Annotated in this window: 10 protein-coding genes; 2 read left to right on the top strand and 8 right to left on the bottom strand. The window is 33.4% G+C overall.

Annotation, left to right across the window (positions count from 1 at the left end):
• Positions 1-3 precede the first annotated feature (3 nt).
• On the bottom strand, positions 4-1,164 hold the full coding sequence (locus ACXAG4_RS06260) for a cytochrome P450 (protein ID WP_475295214.1): 1,161 nt from the start codon (positions 1,162-1,164) through the stop codon (positions 4-6).
• A gap of 255 nt (positions 1,165-1,419) precedes the next feature.
• Between ACXAG4_RS06260 and ACXAG4_RS06265 the strand changes: the two genes are divergently transcribed.
• Positions 1,420-2,256 (top strand): AraC family transcriptional regulator, encoded by an 837-nt coding sequence (locus ACXAG4_RS06265; RefSeq protein ID WP_475295215.1) that lies wholly within the window; start codon positions 1,420-1,422, stop codon positions 2,254-2,256.
• Positions 2,257-2,335: 79 nt separating this feature from the next.
• Here the strand turns inward: ACXAG4_RS06265 and ACXAG4_RS06270 are convergent, their stop codons facing one another.
• From ACXAG4_RS06270 to ACXAG4_RS06280, 3 genes are read right to left on the bottom strand one after another with little or no spacing between them, the layout of a single operon-like run.
• Complete coding sequence (locus ACXAG4_RS06270; protein ID WP_475295216.1) at positions 2,336-3,919, bottom strand: hypothetical protein; 1,584 nt, start codon at positions 3,917-3,919, stop codon at positions 2,336-2,338.
• Between the two features lie 17 nt (positions 3,920-3,936).
• A complete protein-coding gene (locus ACXAG4_RS06275) occupies positions 3,937-5,667 on the bottom strand; it encodes a RagB/SusD family nutrient uptake outer membrane protein (RefSeq protein WP_475295217.1) in 1,731 nt (576 codons plus the stop codon).
• Between the two features lie 18 nt (positions 5,668-5,685).
• Positions 5,686-8,778, bottom strand: a complete 3,093-nt coding sequence (locus ACXAG4_RS06280) for a SusC/RagA family TonB-linked outer membrane protein (protein WP_475295218.1) — start codon at positions 8,776-8,778, stop codon at positions 5,686-5,688.
• A gap of 587 nt (positions 8,779-9,365) precedes the next feature.
• Here ACXAG4_RS06280 and ACXAG4_RS06285 point away from each other — a divergent pair.
• Positions 9,366-11,000: a tetratricopeptide repeat protein gene (locus tag ACXAG4_RS06285; protein ID WP_475295219.1), complete on the top strand. Its 1,635-nt coding sequence runs from the start codon at positions 9,366-9,368 to the stop codon at positions 10,998-11,000.
• 71 nt (positions 11,001-11,071) lie between these two features.
• Here ACXAG4_RS06285 and ACXAG4_RS06290 read toward each other — a convergent pair whose 3' ends face one another.
• From ACXAG4_RS06290 to ACXAG4_RS06305, 4 genes are all read right to left on the bottom strand, one after another.
• Positions 11,072-11,365, bottom strand: a complete 294-nt coding sequence (locus tag ACXAG4_RS06290) for a F0F1 ATP synthase subunit delta/epsilon (protein WP_475295220.1) — start codon at positions 11,363-11,365, stop codon at positions 11,072-11,074.
• Between the two features lie 77 nt (positions 11,366-11,442).
• Complete coding sequence (gene atpD, locus ACXAG4_RS06295; protein WP_475295221.1) at positions 11,443-12,951, bottom strand: F0F1 ATP synthase subunit beta; 1,509 nt, start codon at positions 12,949-12,951, stop codon at positions 11,443-11,445.
• A gap of 170 nt (positions 12,952-13,121) precedes the next feature.
• Positions 13,122-14,729: a G-D-S-L family lipolytic protein gene (locus tag ACXAG4_RS06300; protein WP_475295222.1), complete on the bottom strand. Its 1,608-nt coding sequence runs from the start codon at positions 14,727-14,729 to the stop codon at positions 13,122-13,124.
• Positions 14,730-14,739: 10 nt separating this feature from the next.
• Entirely contained in the window at positions 14,740-17,583 is a 2,844-nt protein-coding gene (locus ACXAG4_RS06305; protein ID WP_475295223.1) for a TonB-dependent receptor, read from the bottom strand.
• Positions 17,584-17,877 lie beyond the last annotated feature (294 nt).

Below are 17,877 nucleotides of genomic sequence, written 5' to 3' on the forward strand. Positions count from 1 at the left end.
TATTTATAGTTTGTTGAATTTTACTTGAATACTATCAAAGCCTACTTTACGTTTAAACTCGTCTAAATCTTCAATGTTTTCTTTGCAATCTAGTATTTCCATAGAACCTACTTTTTTAGTAAGTGTGGTTAATAAAATTTTCATTATTTGGCGTGCATGGGTAGCACCTAAACAATTATGCGTTCCAAATCCAAATGCAACATGAGGATTCACTTTTCGATCTAAAACCACCTCATTAGCATTTTCAAAAACACGTTCATCTCTGTTAGCTGATGCCCAACACATAGAAATTCTGCTTTGTGCTTTTACGGCGTGTTCACAAACTTGCGTATCTTCAGTAACTACACGTCCCATTTGAGTTAATGGCGAAAAATAACGAATTAATTCTTCTATTGCTGTATTCATTATTTCTGGTTCATCACGTAGGCGTTTCAAAGATTCCGGATGATCTGCAAAATAAGCAATGGAATTGGTTACGGCGTTAATTACAGTATCTCTACCACCGGCAAATGTTAAAATAAGCACACCTTTAACTTCTTCTTTGGTCATTTTTTTACCATCAACTTCAGAAGCTAAAAGAACAGAGTATAAATCATCACCTGGGTTTGCTATAGCTTTATCTATTTGCGCATCTATATAATCATATAAAATATTGGCTTTGTCTCCATCTAAGGCAGTGTCTTCGCTTCTAAATACGTGAGTTCCCCAAGAAATCCATAAATCAGACTCTTCAAAAGGAATATTAAGTAAAAGTGTTAAAGCTCTAGATTGGAGTTTTAAAGCAAATTCTTCAACAACTTCTAAGGTTTGTTTTTCTAAAGCTTCATCTACAACACCCTCAATTATTTTGGTTAACGCTTTTTGGTAAGCTTCTTCTAAAGGGCGTTTAAACCAAGATTCCACCAAATCTCGGTAGCTTTTGTGCTTAGGCGGATCTACTTCAAAAGGAATTTGACGTGTGTCTCTAATATGAACTTCAGAAGGCACAACAATGCGCCCAACTTCATCACCGCCAGACTGAAATGTTTTCCAATTGTGAGCACATCTTCTCACGTCTTTATGACCTAAAACCATTTTTACAGGATCGTTTTGGTCATTCATTTCACCAGTACCTTTGGTCTCTCTTGCTTCTTTAAACGGATCAGGAAGTGTGCTTTTTTTCATTTTTTATCTTTTTAACTATTTGTTATTAAGAAGGTTATGTGTTTGGGTGTTTTAAATTTAGAAAAAGAGATTTTTCTAGAATACAAATATTGCCATTAATTACATATGATAATTATCTTATTTTGTTTAATAAGTAAACTATTTTGCAGAATTTTGTAGTTTTTAAGCATATTATTCACATAATAAATCATTTAAAGTGTATAATTGCATACATATTATTCACTGTTTTTCTATTTTTAATACTTTTTTTAAGTTATGAAACCAGTTTTAGAGCATATTAAATTAGGTGAAAAACGCTCTATACTTGCTTATAAGTATAGTGGTGAAGATTTTGATGCGCCATGGCATTTTCATCCGCAGCATGAACTTACCTTTATTACAAAAAGTACGGGTACAAAGTTTATTGGCGATTATGTAGGTTCATATCAACCAGGTGAATTGGTGCTTTTAAGGTCTTATTTGCCACATTGTTGGAAGAATTTGCAGGAACAAAGTGAGATGCCGGAATCTATTGTAATACAATGGAACAAAGGCATTTACAATAGAGTGCCAGAATTAGAGGCTTTGTTCAATATGTTAAAAGCTGCATCTAGAGGTATTTTATTTTCAAAAGATACGGTGCAAGTTTTAAGGCCTAAAATTGAAACTTTACTTTATTTAGAAGGGCAAGCGTTGTATGTTAGTTTGCTTGAGTTGCTTTTGGCACTTTCTGCGTGTGACTTTAAATACTTGTCTAATGCTAGTTTTGAAGATGATATTCCAACAGAATATGGTAGTAGAATGACAAAAATACACGATTTTATTGAAGCTAATTATCAACGTAAAATTTTTTTAAAAGAACTGGCTGAATTAGTGAGCATGTCTGAATACTCATTTTCACGTTTTTTTAGTAAAATGATGGGTCGACCTTTTTTTACTTTTTTAAATGAATACCGTATAAATATGGCTAGCAGAATGTTAATTGATACAGATTGGTCTGTGGCGCAAATTGGTTATGCCTGCGGCTATGAGTCTTTAACCTTTTTTCATAAACAATTTAAAAAAGTTAAACATGTTACACCAAAAAAGTATAGGGGTAAACATAAAGCATAATTAAAAAAGGAAGCCTTTATCAGCTTCCTTTTTTTATTGAAAATCAAATTGCAATTTACAGCTTGTAAATAGTAAAAAATTATGGTCTGCTTGTAAGTTTATATAGTGTTAAATCATCAATGTAAAACTTTAACCTTTCAGTATTATCGTTAACACCTCTTATCATATAGCTAACATCTCCAGCTGCGGCAAATTGAACAACTGCCGATGAGTAAAACCATTGCCCAACAGGTGTACTGGTGGTAAATGTAACGTTATCACCAATTCCCCAATTTGTACCAGGTGTCCAATACATTCTAATATTAGCTTCAGCGGTTATGTTTCCTAAATCTTCAACGTATACCCATGCGCCCATTTCATAGTTTACGCCAGATTCTACTGGGAAGGTAATATTTGCATTGTCATTATCTCTGTGCCCCATAATCATACCGCCATTTGGTCTAAATTCAATGTACATACTTTTACTACCTGTGTGGGCTCTATCAAAAGACAAGTTATAATCATACTCGCCCCATCTGTCGCCCCACCAAAGGTATGGCCAATTACTATCTTCAGTGGTTTCAAAAGAATAATCAACATTAGTATTTTCTAGAGCATTAGTTTTTATGAAATCTGTTAAAACAGCATCTGTAATAGCTGTTGCAGCAACAGCATCCATGGTAGCTAAAACACCCGGTGTGTATGATACTTTTACAACATCATCATTATACATGATATCATTTGCAAGTTCAATTTGTATAATGTTTCCTTCGTTTGCATCAACAGTTACACTTGCTATTTCAGGATTTAAAATGGAACCTGCAGCGGTTTCAATAGTTATAGAAAAGTTGTTTTTATTAACAGTTTCTGGGTTCATTTCTCTACTAAACTCTAAACCTAAGGTTGTTTGATATTCTTTTTCAAAAACACGATCTAACGTTACGGGTTCTGTTGAAGGAATTACCTTTATGAAATTTTTAATTGCAATGGTATCAGCATCTCCTGGTCTGCTTCTAGAAGCAATATATTGCAAATCCCAGGTGCCTAATTTGCTAAATCTCATGTCAACTTCAGCTTCGTCATTAGTTGTAATAGATGTTGGTTTTCCTCCTGCCGATGACCATACAACTTCATCAGGTGCGCCAATAGCGGTGTATGTTAACCTTATAAATTCACTGGCTGTAATTTCGTTTTCGGCATTAGAAGTCATGGTTAATTCATTGCCAGTAGAGCCATCTTCATTTATATAGTAAGCTTTAATGTTAGATTCTACCCAATCTAGCACAGTTACAACAATGGTGGTGTCTAGTTCTTTTGAGTTGTTTGGTACTGTACTGTCTTCATTTGGGTATACATTGCCTTTAAAAATTTGATTTAAAGTTACATTATAAACACCGGGTGTATTAAAAATACCTTTAACAACATTTTTAGTAGACGTATTTCCATCTTCACCTGAAATACGCGATGCATTTTCAGGAAAGGTCCATGTTCTGCTTTGAACACCTTGTGATAAATCGCCAAAATCTATATGGCCACCAGGGTTTATGGTATTATCAAAATTCATTTCAGAGGTTACAATAACTCTATGATTGGGTTCTGTTGTGTTAATAGAATCGTCTTCAAAACAGCTTACAGCAAAGGTGGCCGTTAAGATTATTACGATTAAAAATTTTATATTTTTCATAATTCAAACAATTTTTTTTAGTTAGTCAATCCATCATTGGTTTGTACTTCGCCGTTTGGAATAGGGAAGTAGTTGTGTTGTGAAGGATTATAGTTTTGTGAAGCCAAGAAAAAATCTGGTCTTATTCTTTCAATAATAAATAATGGTTCAACACCATTATCATCTACTTGTAGTACGGTATCTTTATTGTTTTCTCTCCAAATTTCATCGGCACGTAATTCATCAAAAACTTCTTTTACAATACCCCAGCGTACAAGGTCTTTCCATCTATGACCTTCAAAACAAAGCTCTACAGCTCTTTCAACACGTTGTATGTGTGTTAAAACTGTTTGAGCATTTGCTGGTACTAATGGTTGGCTACCATGCACTTGTTTGCTAACGTGAAGTTGTGGAAACATACCGCCATTCATATCCATGTATTGTTGCAGCGTGTAAACACCGGCACGTTTTCTAACCATATCAATATATTCAATAGCTGTTGTGTAATCTCCGCTAGCATTAATTATGGCTTCAGCATACATTAAAAGTACATCGGCATATCTAATGTGTCTAAAATTAATGCCAGATCTAGAAAGAGCTGGTTCTGCAGGTAAATGATACCAATTTGAATGTTTTTTTACATAAGCGCTTTGACCAAAACCCCAACCACGTGGTTCACCTTGCGGAAGCTGATAGTATAAACCTTCAAAGTTTCTTGGTGCAATAGTGCCATTCATTCTTCTAGATTCTAAGTTACCATCATTAATAGGGTTGTTTGGGTCTACTTCATCATTTACTAACATTTCGTGTAAGTTATATGATGGTAATATGGTATTAAAAGCACCAAAGTTTAATTGGCCTACGGCTGTTGCCATAGCGGTAGATTCTGCACCAGATTCATTGGCATTGTCATCAACAACGGCACCGGGTACACCAGGCGCTATATCAAAAGAATAGTTTACTTCAAAGATAGATTCTTCGTTAAATTCATTTTCATGCCAAAAGTTATCAGTAATATCTCGGGTAAGCGCATATACCTCAGAATCTATTACTTGTTTGAAAAGTGTAGCTGCAGTTGGCCAGTTTTCATCATATAAATGTACTTTTCCTAATAGTGTAGTTGCGGCTCCCCATGTTGCACGCCCAACATTGTTAGTGTCCCAAGATTGCGGAAGGTTTTCAATGGCAAATTCTAAATCTGGTATTATTATAGTAGTATTTACATCATTAATTGATGAAAAGGGTTTGTTAAAATCATCAAGCCCTTCAGCAACTTCGTTATGTATTACAGCACCACCGTAAGTGTGTGCTAATTGAAAGTAGAAAAACGCTCTTAAAAAACGCGCTTGCCCTTCAATTTCGGCTTTTGTATTACCGTTAAACACTGTTGGGTCTGCTTGTTGTATAAATTGAATAACTTGGTTGGCTCTAAAAATACCTACGTATAATTGATCCCATTTATCGGTTATGTGATAAATACCATCATTATAGGTTAAATTTCTGAATGCATTTGGGCGGTACCAAGATTCTGTTCCGGCTATATCACCTAAAACAAATTCATATTGCAGTTCACCACCGCTTACACTTGGAAATTGTAGTGCACCATAAACTGTTGTTAGTGCACTATTAAATTGTTTTTCAGACTGCCAAAAGGTTTCAGTAGTAATGGCATTAGGGTTAATTTCCTCAAGAAAATTACTTTCATTACAACTTACAAACGCAAGTGTGCTAAAGAAAATTAGGGTTAAAACTTTATTATATATTTTCATAATACTTTTTTTATTTTTTTAGAAACTTAACTGTACACCAAACATAAATTGGCGGGTAACTGGGTAGCTACCGCTATCTATACCACGTGTAAATAAACCATCGCCACCAACTTCAGGATCATAACCAGAGTAGTTTGTAAAGGTAAATGGGTTGGTTGATGTTAAAAATACTCTGGCTTTATCAATACCTGTGGCATCTTTAATACCAGGAATTGAATAACCCAATGTTAGTGTTCTAATTCTTAAGTAAGAACCATCTTCTAAGAAATAATCAGAGGCAGCTCTAACATTACTATGAAATGCGTTTTGCCTAAATGTTGGGATGTTTGATGTTGGATTTTGCGGACTCCACATGTTTAATAAATCTATGTGCCTACCTGCTGTATAGGCATATAGTTTGGCACCGTTGTAAATTTCTGTACCGCCAACATAGTATCCTTGTACATCAAAATCAAAGTTTTTGTATTTTAGGTTTAGGTTTAAACCAGCTTCAAATTCTGGTTGCCCGGAGCCAGAATACACCCTGTCTTTGTCATCAATTTTACCATCATTGTTTGTGTCTTTATACATCATATCTCCTAATTGAGGTGTACTTACACTGCTTAAATCTAGTTGTGTGTACTCGTCAAGTTGTTCTTGTGTTTTAATAACACCATCATTTTGGAATAAAAAGAAAGCGCCAGCTTCATAACCTTTAGCTAAAAAAGTGGTGTATTCAATGTTTTGACCTCTAGAAACAAGTGGTCTACCGTTTGCATAGCCTCTTTCAATACCATTTAAATCTGTTACTTCGTTTGTGTTTGTTGTGAAGGTTCCGGTAAGACTAAATTTTAAATCGCCAATACTGTTTTTGTAACTAGCAGCTAATTCAACACCACGATTAAACATATTACCAGCATTAATATTTATAAAGTTGAATTGTGAAGCTGCTCTTGGCTGATGCGTACCCGATGATGGCGCAATACGCTGTTGTAATAGCATATCTTGTTTATCGTTTTGGTAAACATCGGCAGTGATATTAAGTCTGTTTTTAAACATAGAAAGTTCAATACCTATGTTTTTTGATACGGTTGTTTCCCAAAAAATATCAGAAGCATAACGTCTTTGAACCGATCCAAATTGCAAATCTTCATCAAAACCAAACGGATAATTTATACCTGTTTCAATTACAGGTTGGTATGAATAGTCTGAAACGCCTTCATAACCTAATTCTGCCCAACTTCCTCTTATTTTTAATGCGTTAATAAAAGGGAGGTTAAACCAGTTTTCTTCGTGTACGTTCCAACCAGCTGAAAACCCGTAGAAATCTCCATATTTATTATCACTTGAGAATTTTGAAGAACCATCGCGCCTGTAACTTGCAGATAACAAGTATTTTTGGTTATAGTTGTACTGTACTCTAACAAGTTTACCAGCTAATGTTCTATCAATGTTATATGAGTTAGGTTTAATACCTTCAGCACCAGCACCTAGTGTTTGTATATCATTACTTGCATTTTCATCATAAATAACACCAAGACCAACAGTTCTAGATTTAAATCTTTCATAAGACATTACACCTAAAAGATTTAAATTATGTAAACCAAAACTTGTAGAGTAATTAAGTATATGCTCTATGGTTTCTCTTTTAGTGAAAATATAATCTTCATCTAAAGTAGCTTGTGGTCTAGAGGCGGTAGCGTTATAAACACCTTCTCTAGAAAAGGCTAGGTATTGTGGTTGAAAGAATCTTCTAAAGTAATTCCATTCATTTCTACCAAGGTTAAGTTTATATTTTAAACCTTTTAAAACTTCATATTCTAAGTTTAAAGCAATGTTGTTTGATTTTACTTCGCGTTCATCAACATTATCTAATTGTCTTGATAAAAAACTGTAAAATATTTCGTTACCAACATCAAGTTCAACACTATTTTGGCCAACACTTGGGATAGCATTTAGTGGTCTTGCCCAAGGTGATTGACCAATGGCGTATTCATACAAAGCCCAAGGTTCTTGCGTTCTGTTTTCAGTAGTCATACCTATAGTAGCAAATGCTTTAAATTTTCCTTTTGAAAACTGCCCTGTTATTCTGTTTGATAATCTATCAAAGCCAGAATTAATTAATACACCATCTTGTTTAAAATAGTTGGTTGAAAAGTTAAAAGTTAAATCTTGAATACCACCTGAAATATTAAGGTTTGCATTTTGTATTATGGCATTATCATTTTGTACATCGGCTACAAAATCTGAGTCATAATCTAAAGCATCTGGCTGAAAAAAGAATGTTAAAGGTTCTGTACCTAATTGTTCTGTAGTTACCTCTAAATTATACAACTGTTGTGTTGTATTCATTAAAGGTGTACCAGAGGTGATGTTTTGAATACCGGTGTATGTAGATACATCTACCTTCATATTACCAGATTTACCTTTTTTAGTAGTAATAAGAATTACACCACCGGTAGCTCTAATACCATAAATGGCTGCCGAAGCACCATCTTTTAAAATGTCAATAGATTCAATTTGTTCTGGTGGAATATTAGGATTGCCTTCTTGCGGAATATTATCTACAATATACAAAGGCTCGCCACCATTAATTGAAGCTAAACCACGAATTTGTACATTTGAAGATTCGCCGGGTCTACCACTAGCTGCTTGAATGTTAACACCTGCAACTTTACCTTGTATGGCAGCTCCTAAATCTGCAACCGGTGCTTTTACAATTTCATCGGCACTTACTTTGGCTACAGCACCTGTAACCTCTTTCTTTTTTTGCGTACCGTAACCAACAACAATTACTTCATCTAGTTTAGATAGGTTTTCTTCTAAAGTTACATTAAGTGTTGTTTTGTTTCCAACGGTAACTTCTTTAGTTGTGTAACCAATAAAACTAAATACCAACACATCATTGGTATTAGCATTTAACTCATAATTACCATCAAAATCTGAAGCGGTTCCTTTAGTTGAGCCTTTAACTAAAATGGTAACGCCTGGTAATGGAAGTCCGCCATCTGCACTAACTACACCTTTTATAGTTTTACTTTGGGCATGTAAGTTTCCACAAAAGACAATAAACAAAGCAAAGTAGAGTACATACTTAAAACCTTGTTTCAAACAAAAGTTTAATTTCATCATATATTTAGTTTAGTTTTAAAGAACTCTAAATTAATATGATAGCTACTTTTGTTATGTTTTTAGTACTGTATCATAACTAGACAAAATAATTTTATGATTATAATAAAACTTGATATAAACTCAATTTAATTATTATAAACACCTTATTTTGAGGTTTTTATACCAAAGTGTTTTTGTAAATTAACATTTATTTAATACTTACAGTCTATATTTTAATATTTTCAAACAATTAAAGTTTGGTTATAATATTTTAATGAATGTTGTTTTTATTTATTTCATCATATTTATACAGAAAGCAATGCTATTAATATTTCATCTTTTTTGTTTGGTTTTAGAGGTTAATTTAAAAGTTAATATCGTTATTATAAACTTACTATTTCCTGTTTTTTAACTAAACATATGTTTTTTTTAAAATGAGCATATGTTGTTTATGAAATCACATAAACGTCATGTTTTCAGATGAATAATTGCGATTTATTTCTGTTTTATTTGGTTTTTACTACTGCACAAAAACTTGACATGTGCTAATTTTAGCATATGTTTTATCTATATTTAAAATCACTAAACTAAACTTTACATTAATTACAATGAATACGCTACCAAGATTGGCTATGGTTGCCATAGTATATTTTGCTATAAACACATTATCTTTTGGTTTAACTAAAATTCAAAAAGATAGTATTAATTCAGGTTTAATATTAAGAAATAAGGCCAATGAATTAAGATATAAATTTCCTGATAGTTCTATAGCACTTTTAGAACAGAGTTTTAAGGTTTTTATAAATGAAAATGATACTATACAAGCTGCCAATAGTTTATTAGCAAAAGCACATATTTTTGAAAATAATGCCAACTACTCAAAATCATATGATGCGTATTGGAGCGCATTAATGCTTACCGATAATTTTAAAAATGATAATATTAAATCTTTAATTTATCATAGATTAGGTAGAATTTATAGTTATTATAAACGAGAAGACGATGCATTAAAATATCTTAATAAAGCCTTACTACTTAGAAAGCATAGTATTGAAGCAGAAGGCTTAAATAAAAGTGAATTAATACCCTATTATTACTTTATAGCTAGTACATATCGTGAATTAAACAAGCCTAACTTGGCAAAAACTTATGTTGATAGTTGCTATCAAATAATGCCAGAAAAACTCAATGATTTCCCAAAGGCTTTAGTTCATTTTGAAAAAGCATATGTTTTATCTAAAACCAATAAAGAAACTGAGGCTATAAAGCTTTTAGAAGATATTTATCCATGGTTTAAAAAGAATAACCCATCTTATTTAGTACTTTTTTACAAACAATGGGCAGACATTTATCTTGCATTGAATAAGTTAAATGTTAGTGAAGATTTATATATGAAATCTTTAGCAATTTCTAAAGAATACAACTCACATAAAGATTTTATACCATTAGTGCATGAGAAGTTAAGTAATATGTATTTAAAAAAGAATGATTTTAAAAATGCATTTAAACACTTAGAGTTAGCTAAACAACTAAATGAACTTTTTTTTGATAGCAGAAGTTCAAATAATCAATCATTATTAGAGATTAAAGATAATTACAGAATTGAAAAATTAAAACAAGAAGCTCGCATACAAGAGCAATACTTAAAACAACTTGAGCAAGAAGATGAAATTAGTAACCTAGAGCGCATAATATTGTTAGTTTCAATTGTTTTTATTGCCGTTTTAGCCTTTATATATGTAAAACACTTAAGAGCTAAACATAACGCAGAAAAAGCGCTTATTAAGAAGAACCAAGAGTTAGAAAATAAAAAAACACAAGAGTTGCTTGAACTTAAAAATAAAGAATTGGCAGCATCTGCTTTACAGCTAATTGAAAAAGAAGAGTTTTTAAAAACCCTAAAATCAAAAGTTAGAGTAAAAGACGAAAAAATAAAAGTGCATGAGGTTAACAAAGTTCTTCGTTCAATATCTGTTAGCAATAATCAAAATTGGGAAGAGTTTAAGCTTCGTTTTATTGATGTGAATAAAGATTTTTATAAGAAAATGTTTGATAAATTTCCAAACTTAAGCCAAGGCGATCAAAAAATTTGTGCGCTTATAAAATTGAACTTTTCAAGTAAAGATATGGCGCGTTTATTGGGTATATCTGTAGAATCTGTGCACACATCGCGTCACAGAATTAGGAAAAAAATGAAGCTTTCAAGAAGCGTAAATTTAGAGGATTATATTAACTCTCTCTAATGTATACAACAAACAAAAAAGCGAATCCATTACGGTTCGCTTTTTTTATAATTTATAATGTTGTATTTATTTTAATCTGCCAAAACAATTACTTTGTTATCTTTCATTTCAATTGTTCCAGAGTTTATTTGAACAGTTAAAATTTTATCATCGTCAGCAAGTGGCACAACTTTGCCATTTAAGTCGTTAAACTCTAAGTGTGTTTGTGTGTGCGTATGAATTTTAACAATACCTTCTTTCAATAAAGAAATTATTGGTGCGTGATTATTTAACATTTGAAACTCGCCATTCACACCTGGAACAGCTACAGAATCAACTTCTCCACTAAATAAAGTGGCTTCTGGTGATACAATTTCTAAATACATATTCTTTTAGTTTACAGCACGCAGTGTACAGTTTTCAGTCATAGTAGACTGTAATTACTTATTACTGCTAACTAGTTTTACGCCTCAGCTAACATTTTCTCACCAGCTTCAATAGCTTCTTCAATAGTACCTTTAAGGTTAAAAGCAGCTTCTGGTAAGTTATCTAGTTCACCATCCATAATCATATTAAAGCCTTTAATAGTATCTTTAATATCAACTAATACACCAGGTATACCAGTAAATTGTTCAGCTACGTGGAAAGGTTGTGATAAGAAACGTTGAACTCTACGCGCACGAGATACGGCTAATTTATCTTCTTCAGATAATTCTTCCATACCTAGAATAGCAATAATATCTTGTAACTCTTTATAACGTTGTAAAAGCTCTTTTACACGTTGTGCACAGGCATAATGCTCTGTACCTAAAATTTCAGGTGTTAAGATTCTAGAAGTAGAATCTAATGGGTCTACCGCTGGGTAAATACCTAACTCTGCAATTTTACGAGATAATACTGTTGTTGCATCTAAGTGAGCAAACGTAGTAGCAGGCGCAGGATCTGTTAAATCATCTGCAGGTACGTAAACCGCTTGTACAGATGTAATAGATCCTTTTTTAGTAGACGTAATACGCTCTTGCATTGCACCCATTTCTGTTGCTAATGTTGGTTGGTAACCTACCGCAGATGGCATACGACCTAAAAGTGCAGACACCTCAGATCCTGCTTGTGTAAAACGGAAGATGTTATCTACGAAGAAAAGTACGTCTTTTCCTTGTCCGTCACCAGCACCATCACGGAAATATTCTGCTATGGTTAAACCTGAAAGTGCTACACGAGCACGAGCTCCAGGAGGCTCATTCATTTGTCCGAAAACGAAAGTAGCTTTAGACTCTTTCATGGTGTTTTTATCAACTTTTGATAGATCCCATCCACCTTCTTCCATAGAGTGCATAAAATCATCACCGTATTTAATAATACCAGATTCTAGCATTTCTCTTAAAAGGTCATTTCCTTCACGTGTTCTTTCACCTACACCAGCAAATACTGATAAACCACCGTGACCTTTTGCAATATTGTTAATTAACTCTTGTATTAATACTGTTTTACCAACACCAGCACCACCAAATAATCCAATTTTACCACCTTTTGCGTAAGGCTCAATTAAATCAATTACTTTAATACCAGTAAATAACACCTCAGTAGATGTAGATAAATCTTCAAATTTAGGAGCTTCACGGTGAATTGGTAATCCAGCTTCATTAGCTTTAGGTAAATCACCTAAACCATCAATAGCATCTCCAATAACGTTAAATAAACGTCCGTAAACATCTTCTCCTATTGGCATTTGAATTGGGGCACCAGTTGCAACAACTTCAGTACCTCTGCTTAAACCATCAGAAGAATCCATTGCAATAGTTCTAACCGTATCTTCACCAATATGAGATTGAACTTCTAATACTAATGTAGAGCCATCTGGCTTCTTAATTTCTAATGAATCATAAATCTTTGGAAGTTCAGACCCTGCTCCGAATTCTACATCAATAACTGGTCCTACTATTTGTGCAACTTTACCTGTAACTTTTGACATTACTTATCTGTTTAATATTATGCGATTTAATTGTTAGAAAACATGGTTTTGTTTTCGGCTGCAAAGATATATGTTTTAATTAAAACATATACGTCTTTTTTACTCTTTTTTAGTAAGAAAAAACACCTTCATATTGAAGGTGTTTTAAAAATTTGTATAGTATGTGATATTTATTGTAGTGTAGGCGAATAATTTGTTTGGTAATTACTAGCTTTTAAAAGATTGCCTGAGGCCTCAAAATTGCTGCCAAATTCAGTATCAATAACCTCTAAAAACTTGTTTGCCATAAGCGCATAACCTCTTGCTGTTAGGTGTATACCATCTAAACTAATAGCACCACCAGTAACTAAGCTAGATTTTAAAGAATAACCATCAAACATGATGCCTGTTGAAGCTAATTCAGTTAAAATAGCATTCAAATCTAACAGTGCAACATTTTCATTTCCATTTGCAACTGATGTAATAGTAGCATTAAAGACATCTGTGGCTGCGCTAATTTTCATTTGCTCTTCAGGAGTTAAAACCCATTTATCATCTAAAGGGTAGGTAATACCTTCAACAGAAAATTGACCAGCCAATTGTGGTGGAATATTTTGAGTTGTTAAAAAAGTATAGAATTGTGTATTTGCAGTTCCAATTACAGAACTACTTGGTAATACTAATAAATCATTGGCTGTTGCTTGTCTAGATTGCCCATAGGCTAAACCTAATAAATTTGCTACGGCGGGGGCGGCTTGAGCCGGTAAACCTAAAGATTGTATAAATGCTGGAAAAGTTGGACTAGCATTAAATGCTGCAGCCATATCTGCAGCTATATTTTCTAAAGATTCGTCTTTAATTAATACTGCACTTGCACTGGTTTCAGAAAAAACAATTTGTCTTTCTGGGTGACCTAAAGCTTGATAAACTAAGTTTATTTGACCAAATATACCATTTAATGTAGGAATTAATGGTCCGAATGTTTCATTTGTAGGGTCTAAAGCATTATGAGGCACAGTTGTAAAATGAGCCAAATCTGTAATGTAAGGTACGGTTGTAACTACACCTTTTGCACCATTTTTTGTGAGTTCAGAAACAAGAAAACCAAATGCATTATTAAAAGTTGTAGTATCTGTAATTGGATTGCTGCCATCACCTCCTGTGATAGCATAGCCTAAAACATCGTTTCCACCAATTTCAGATAATGTAAAAAAGGTTGGATTTTGTTCTAAAGCTAAATCTAAAATAGACGCATTTGAAGCATCACCTGTTATACGAATAGCATACGGGTTTGCGGCCGTTGGAAAATTTTGAAGGTTACCAAAGCCATTAGCAACTAAATGGAAACTTTTTGCACCTGGTACGCCTAAGTTATTAAAAGGGCCTGTTGGGTTATTTAATACAATATCAGTTGATACGGTTACAGGGCCAATAACGGTTTCTAAACTAGCTGGTGCAGAGCCATTGAAAACTAATCTAGGGTCAGTAATTCTATTACCATTAGCCGCTAAGCCTCCAATATTATCATTCATTAAAGGTTGAGAAAAATCACCACCACCAGCCAATGCAAATTTGCTTGCAAGCATATTAGGGAATGAATTTTGTTGAGATGCTTTAAATAAAGCATTATCTGTAAAGCCTGCTGTAAATGAGGCGCCTAAAGCTACATAGTTAGAAAAATCTGCGCTACCCGAAGTTAATTCTGGTAAAATTTCTTGGTCTGGTATTGGGCTTTCTAAATCATCACAGGAAATAAATCCTACTAAAATTACTAAAAGCCATATATATTTAAATTTCATAATTTTATTTTTATAGGTTATTAATTATCCAAGATACATAGTATTGAGACCCTATGAATCCTGTTCCTGCTGCAGTAAAGTATTCATCACCTAAAAGATTAGTTGCCCCAACTTTAAATGATGATTTTAAACTAGGTACTCTTAAATTTATTTGAGCATCTAGTACATGGTATGCAGGTACATCGGCAGTTAAAAAAGAAGCCTCCCAAACGTAATTGTCACTCCATCTCCAAGCTAAATTAAAACCAAAGTTTTCAAATAACTCAGTATTCCCAAAGGTGGCTTTAAACTTGTGTTCTGGTGTGTTAAAATTTGTTTGGAAATCAGAGTTTGCTTGTCTGTCAAAATCTAATTTAGCATATGTGTAATTTGCGCCTAAATCAAAATCGCCAAATATTTTTGTTGAAACGCCTAAAGAAGCACCGTATGAACTAACATCTTCAGAAGTGTTAGTGTAAGCTCTGTAAGCTTGAAAATCTTCATTTGCAAGAGCAATTACAGATAATGGTGTTGGTGTACCGTTTACAGGAAATGTTTGCGATAATTGCACATCGCCATAGTATGGGTTAATAACATCAACAGTAGTAATAAAGTCTTTATATTGATTGTAATAAGCACTAAAGTCTAAACTTATTTTATCAATTTTACCTCTATACCCAACTTCAAATGAACTTACTTGTTCTGGTTCAACTAAATCTGGGTTTGCTATTTCTAAGTCTGTTGGGTTTTGTGATGCAGCAAAAGCAGTAACAGAGCTACGCGTAAATGAATTATCATAAGCGCCATTAGCGTTGTAGGTGTATGAGTTTGTACCTAAAATTGCTTGCCCTGTTGGTGATATTTCTGTGCCGCTTACTGTTCTTGTAAATCTTTCAGGATTGTCAAAAGCACTACCAATAAGTGTAATTGGCCCAACGTTAAAGCCAATATATAAGGCTTGTGTATCAGGGTTTCTAAAGCCTGTTTGGAATGATGCTCTTATATTGTGGTTATTATTTTCTCCAATATTATAACCTAATGAAAGTCTAGGTGAAAAGAAGGCGTCAAACAGTTCAGATTTGTCATAGCGTAACGAAGCTGTTACCTTCAATCTATCATCTTCTAAGAATTTTTTCTGAATTTGTGTATATAAACCAACTTCAGAATATGGAATTTCATCATTTCTATCAGTGTAAATAGAACCGAAAGAATTTAATACATATTTTCTGTATGAACCACCAACTTGAATTTCAGCCCAATCAATTAGATGACTAAAATTGTAATTAGCATCAGAGTGGTAAATTTTAGATTCGTCTTTTAACTGACTTCCTGTTGCAATATCAGGGTCGTTTGTTACAGCGTTAAAAGCTTGTTGAAATTCAGGTGTTCCAGGTTCAAAACGACCAGTATCAGCAGCTTGTCTTGCAGCAGCATGGGCTTGGTCTCCATTTAAACCAGCTAGTGTGGCTTGTAAAAAGGCACCAGCATACTCACCAAACCATTGGTCATCAGATTTCCATTTTCTATTAATGTTAACACCTGTAAAAACCATATCATAAGAGTCTCCTGCATTATCAGCAGTTACGTAACCTCTTATAAAAAAGTTATCGTTTTTAATTTCTAATTTATGTTGTTGTAAGAAGAAGTTTTTAATAGAATACCTGTTAGAACCTTGATAGATGGTAGAACCGGAACCTATTTTACCAACGTATTGAATTTCAAAATCATTTTCCCATGGGCGATAATATAATCCCCAATCGGTTTTAATACTTTTGGCATCGTAATTTGTTAAATCTGCTTCATGATACCCTGTTCTACTAACATTAACATCAGGAATTAAATTAGCCAAGGCGGGGTTTGGTAATTGACTTAAGAAGGTTGGGCTTTCTTTTACATTTCTAAGATTAGTAGATGCTAAATCTCCATAAACATTCACGCCATCATAATCAGGATCATTTTCTCTGGTGCTGTTGTTTTTTATAAATGTTGTATTTCTGTCTTTGCCTCTTGTGTCATTTGCTACCCAATCTGTTCCTTGTAAATAACTAAAGTTTACTTTGGCTGCAAACTTATCGCTAAATTTATGTGCAACTCTAATGCCATAATCTTTATACTCATTATCTCCAGCGGCTTCTTGTGATGTTATTCCCATTTTAAAATAAGCACTAATACCTGCGTGATCAAATGGGTTTTTACTTGTCATGAATAAAATACCATTAAACGCATTGGCACCATACAAAGCAGATGCAGCACCGGGTAAAAGCTCTACGCTTTGTACATCAGTTTCTACCATACCTAGTAAATTTCCTAGCGGGAAGTTTAATGCAGGTGCGGCATTATCCATACCATCAACACGTTGCATAAAACGTGTGTTTGCAAACGTTGCAAAACCTCTGGTGTTTATAGATTTAAATGTTAAACTATTTGTGTTAATATCTACACCTTTTAAGTTTTCTAAACCATCATAAAATTCAGAAGAAGCTGTGTTTTTAATTTCTTTAAGGCCAAAGCGTTCAACTGTTACAGGCGATTCAAAAATACGTTCAGGTGTTCTAGAAGCAGATATTACAACTTCATCTAAAGCGTTTCCTTCTTTTAAAACTAAAGAAACATTTTGTTTGTATTTTGTAATTTGAGCAGTAGCAGATTCAAAGCCAACACTACTGGCTTGTATAGAAAATGGTGGGTTTTCATTGTATGTTAACGTGAAGTTACCATCAAAATCTGTAACAATACCAACTGTGGTACCTACTATAATTACGTTTGCTCCTGGAATGGGTTGACCATTATCATCAGTAACTGAGCCTGTTACTGTTGTTTGAGCGTAAGTGAAACTGCACAAAAACAACAGTAGGAAGGGTAGAATTGTCTTCATTTAAGCAATAATTAGTTTAAGTTAATAAGCCAATATATAAATAAAATCTTAAAAAACTATGCGCGCATAATATAAATTAACAAAAAAAGATTAAAATAAATGCGTTTTTCCTAAAAAGTATTGTTTTAATAAACTAAAAAAAGCCTAGATAATGAATCTAGGCTTTGTAATATTAAGGTAAGTTTTTAAAAAACTATTCTACTGTAACTGAATGTTCTCCAACGGGACAACACTCAGCACCTATTAAACCTATATACTCACTTAATTTGTCTGTAAGTTTATCATCATCTAATC

Source organism: Seonamhaeicola sp. ABD4_175 (assembly GCF_056160885.1).

Excerpts from the sequence above, each read along its gene's own strand:
- ACXAG4_RS06260 (WP_475295214.1), bottom strand. The coding sequence starts at position 1,164 with ATGAAAAAAAGCACACTTCCTGATCCGTTTAAAGAAGCAAGAGAGACC.
- ACXAG4_RS06265 (WP_475295215.1), top strand. The coding sequence starts at position 1,420 with ATGAAACCAGTTTTAGAGCATATTAAATTAGGTGAAAAACGCTCTATA.
- ACXAG4_RS06270 (WP_475295216.1), bottom strand. The coding sequence starts at position 3,919 with ATGAAAAATATAAAATTTTTAATCGTAATAATCTTAACGGCCACCTTT.
- ACXAG4_RS06275 (WP_475295217.1), bottom strand. The coding sequence starts at position 5,667 with ATGAAAATATATAATAAAGTTTTAACCCTAATTTTCTTTAGCACACTT.
- ACXAG4_RS06280 (WP_475295218.1), bottom strand. The coding sequence starts at position 8,778 with ATGATGAAATTAAACTTTTGTTTGAAACAAGGTTTTAAGTATGTACTC.
- ACXAG4_RS06285 (WP_475295219.1), top strand. The coding sequence starts at position 9,366 with ATGAATACGCTACCAAGATTGGCTATGGTTGCCATAGTATATTTTGCT.
- ACXAG4_RS06290 (WP_475295220.1), bottom strand. The coding sequence starts at position 11,365 with ATGTATTTAGAAATTGTATCACCAGAAGCCACTTTATTTAGTGGAGAA.
- atpD (WP_475295221.1), bottom strand. The coding sequence starts at position 12,951 with ATGTCAAAAGTTACAGGTAAAGTTGCACAAATAGTAGGACCAGTTATT.
- ACXAG4_RS06300 (WP_475295222.1), bottom strand. The coding sequence starts at position 14,729 with ATGAAATTTAAATATATATGGCTTTTAGTAATTTTAGTAGGATTTATT.
- ACXAG4_RS06305 (WP_475295223.1), bottom strand. The coding sequence starts at position 17,583 with ATGAAGACAATTCTACCCTTCCTACTGTTGTTTTTGTGCAGTTTCACT.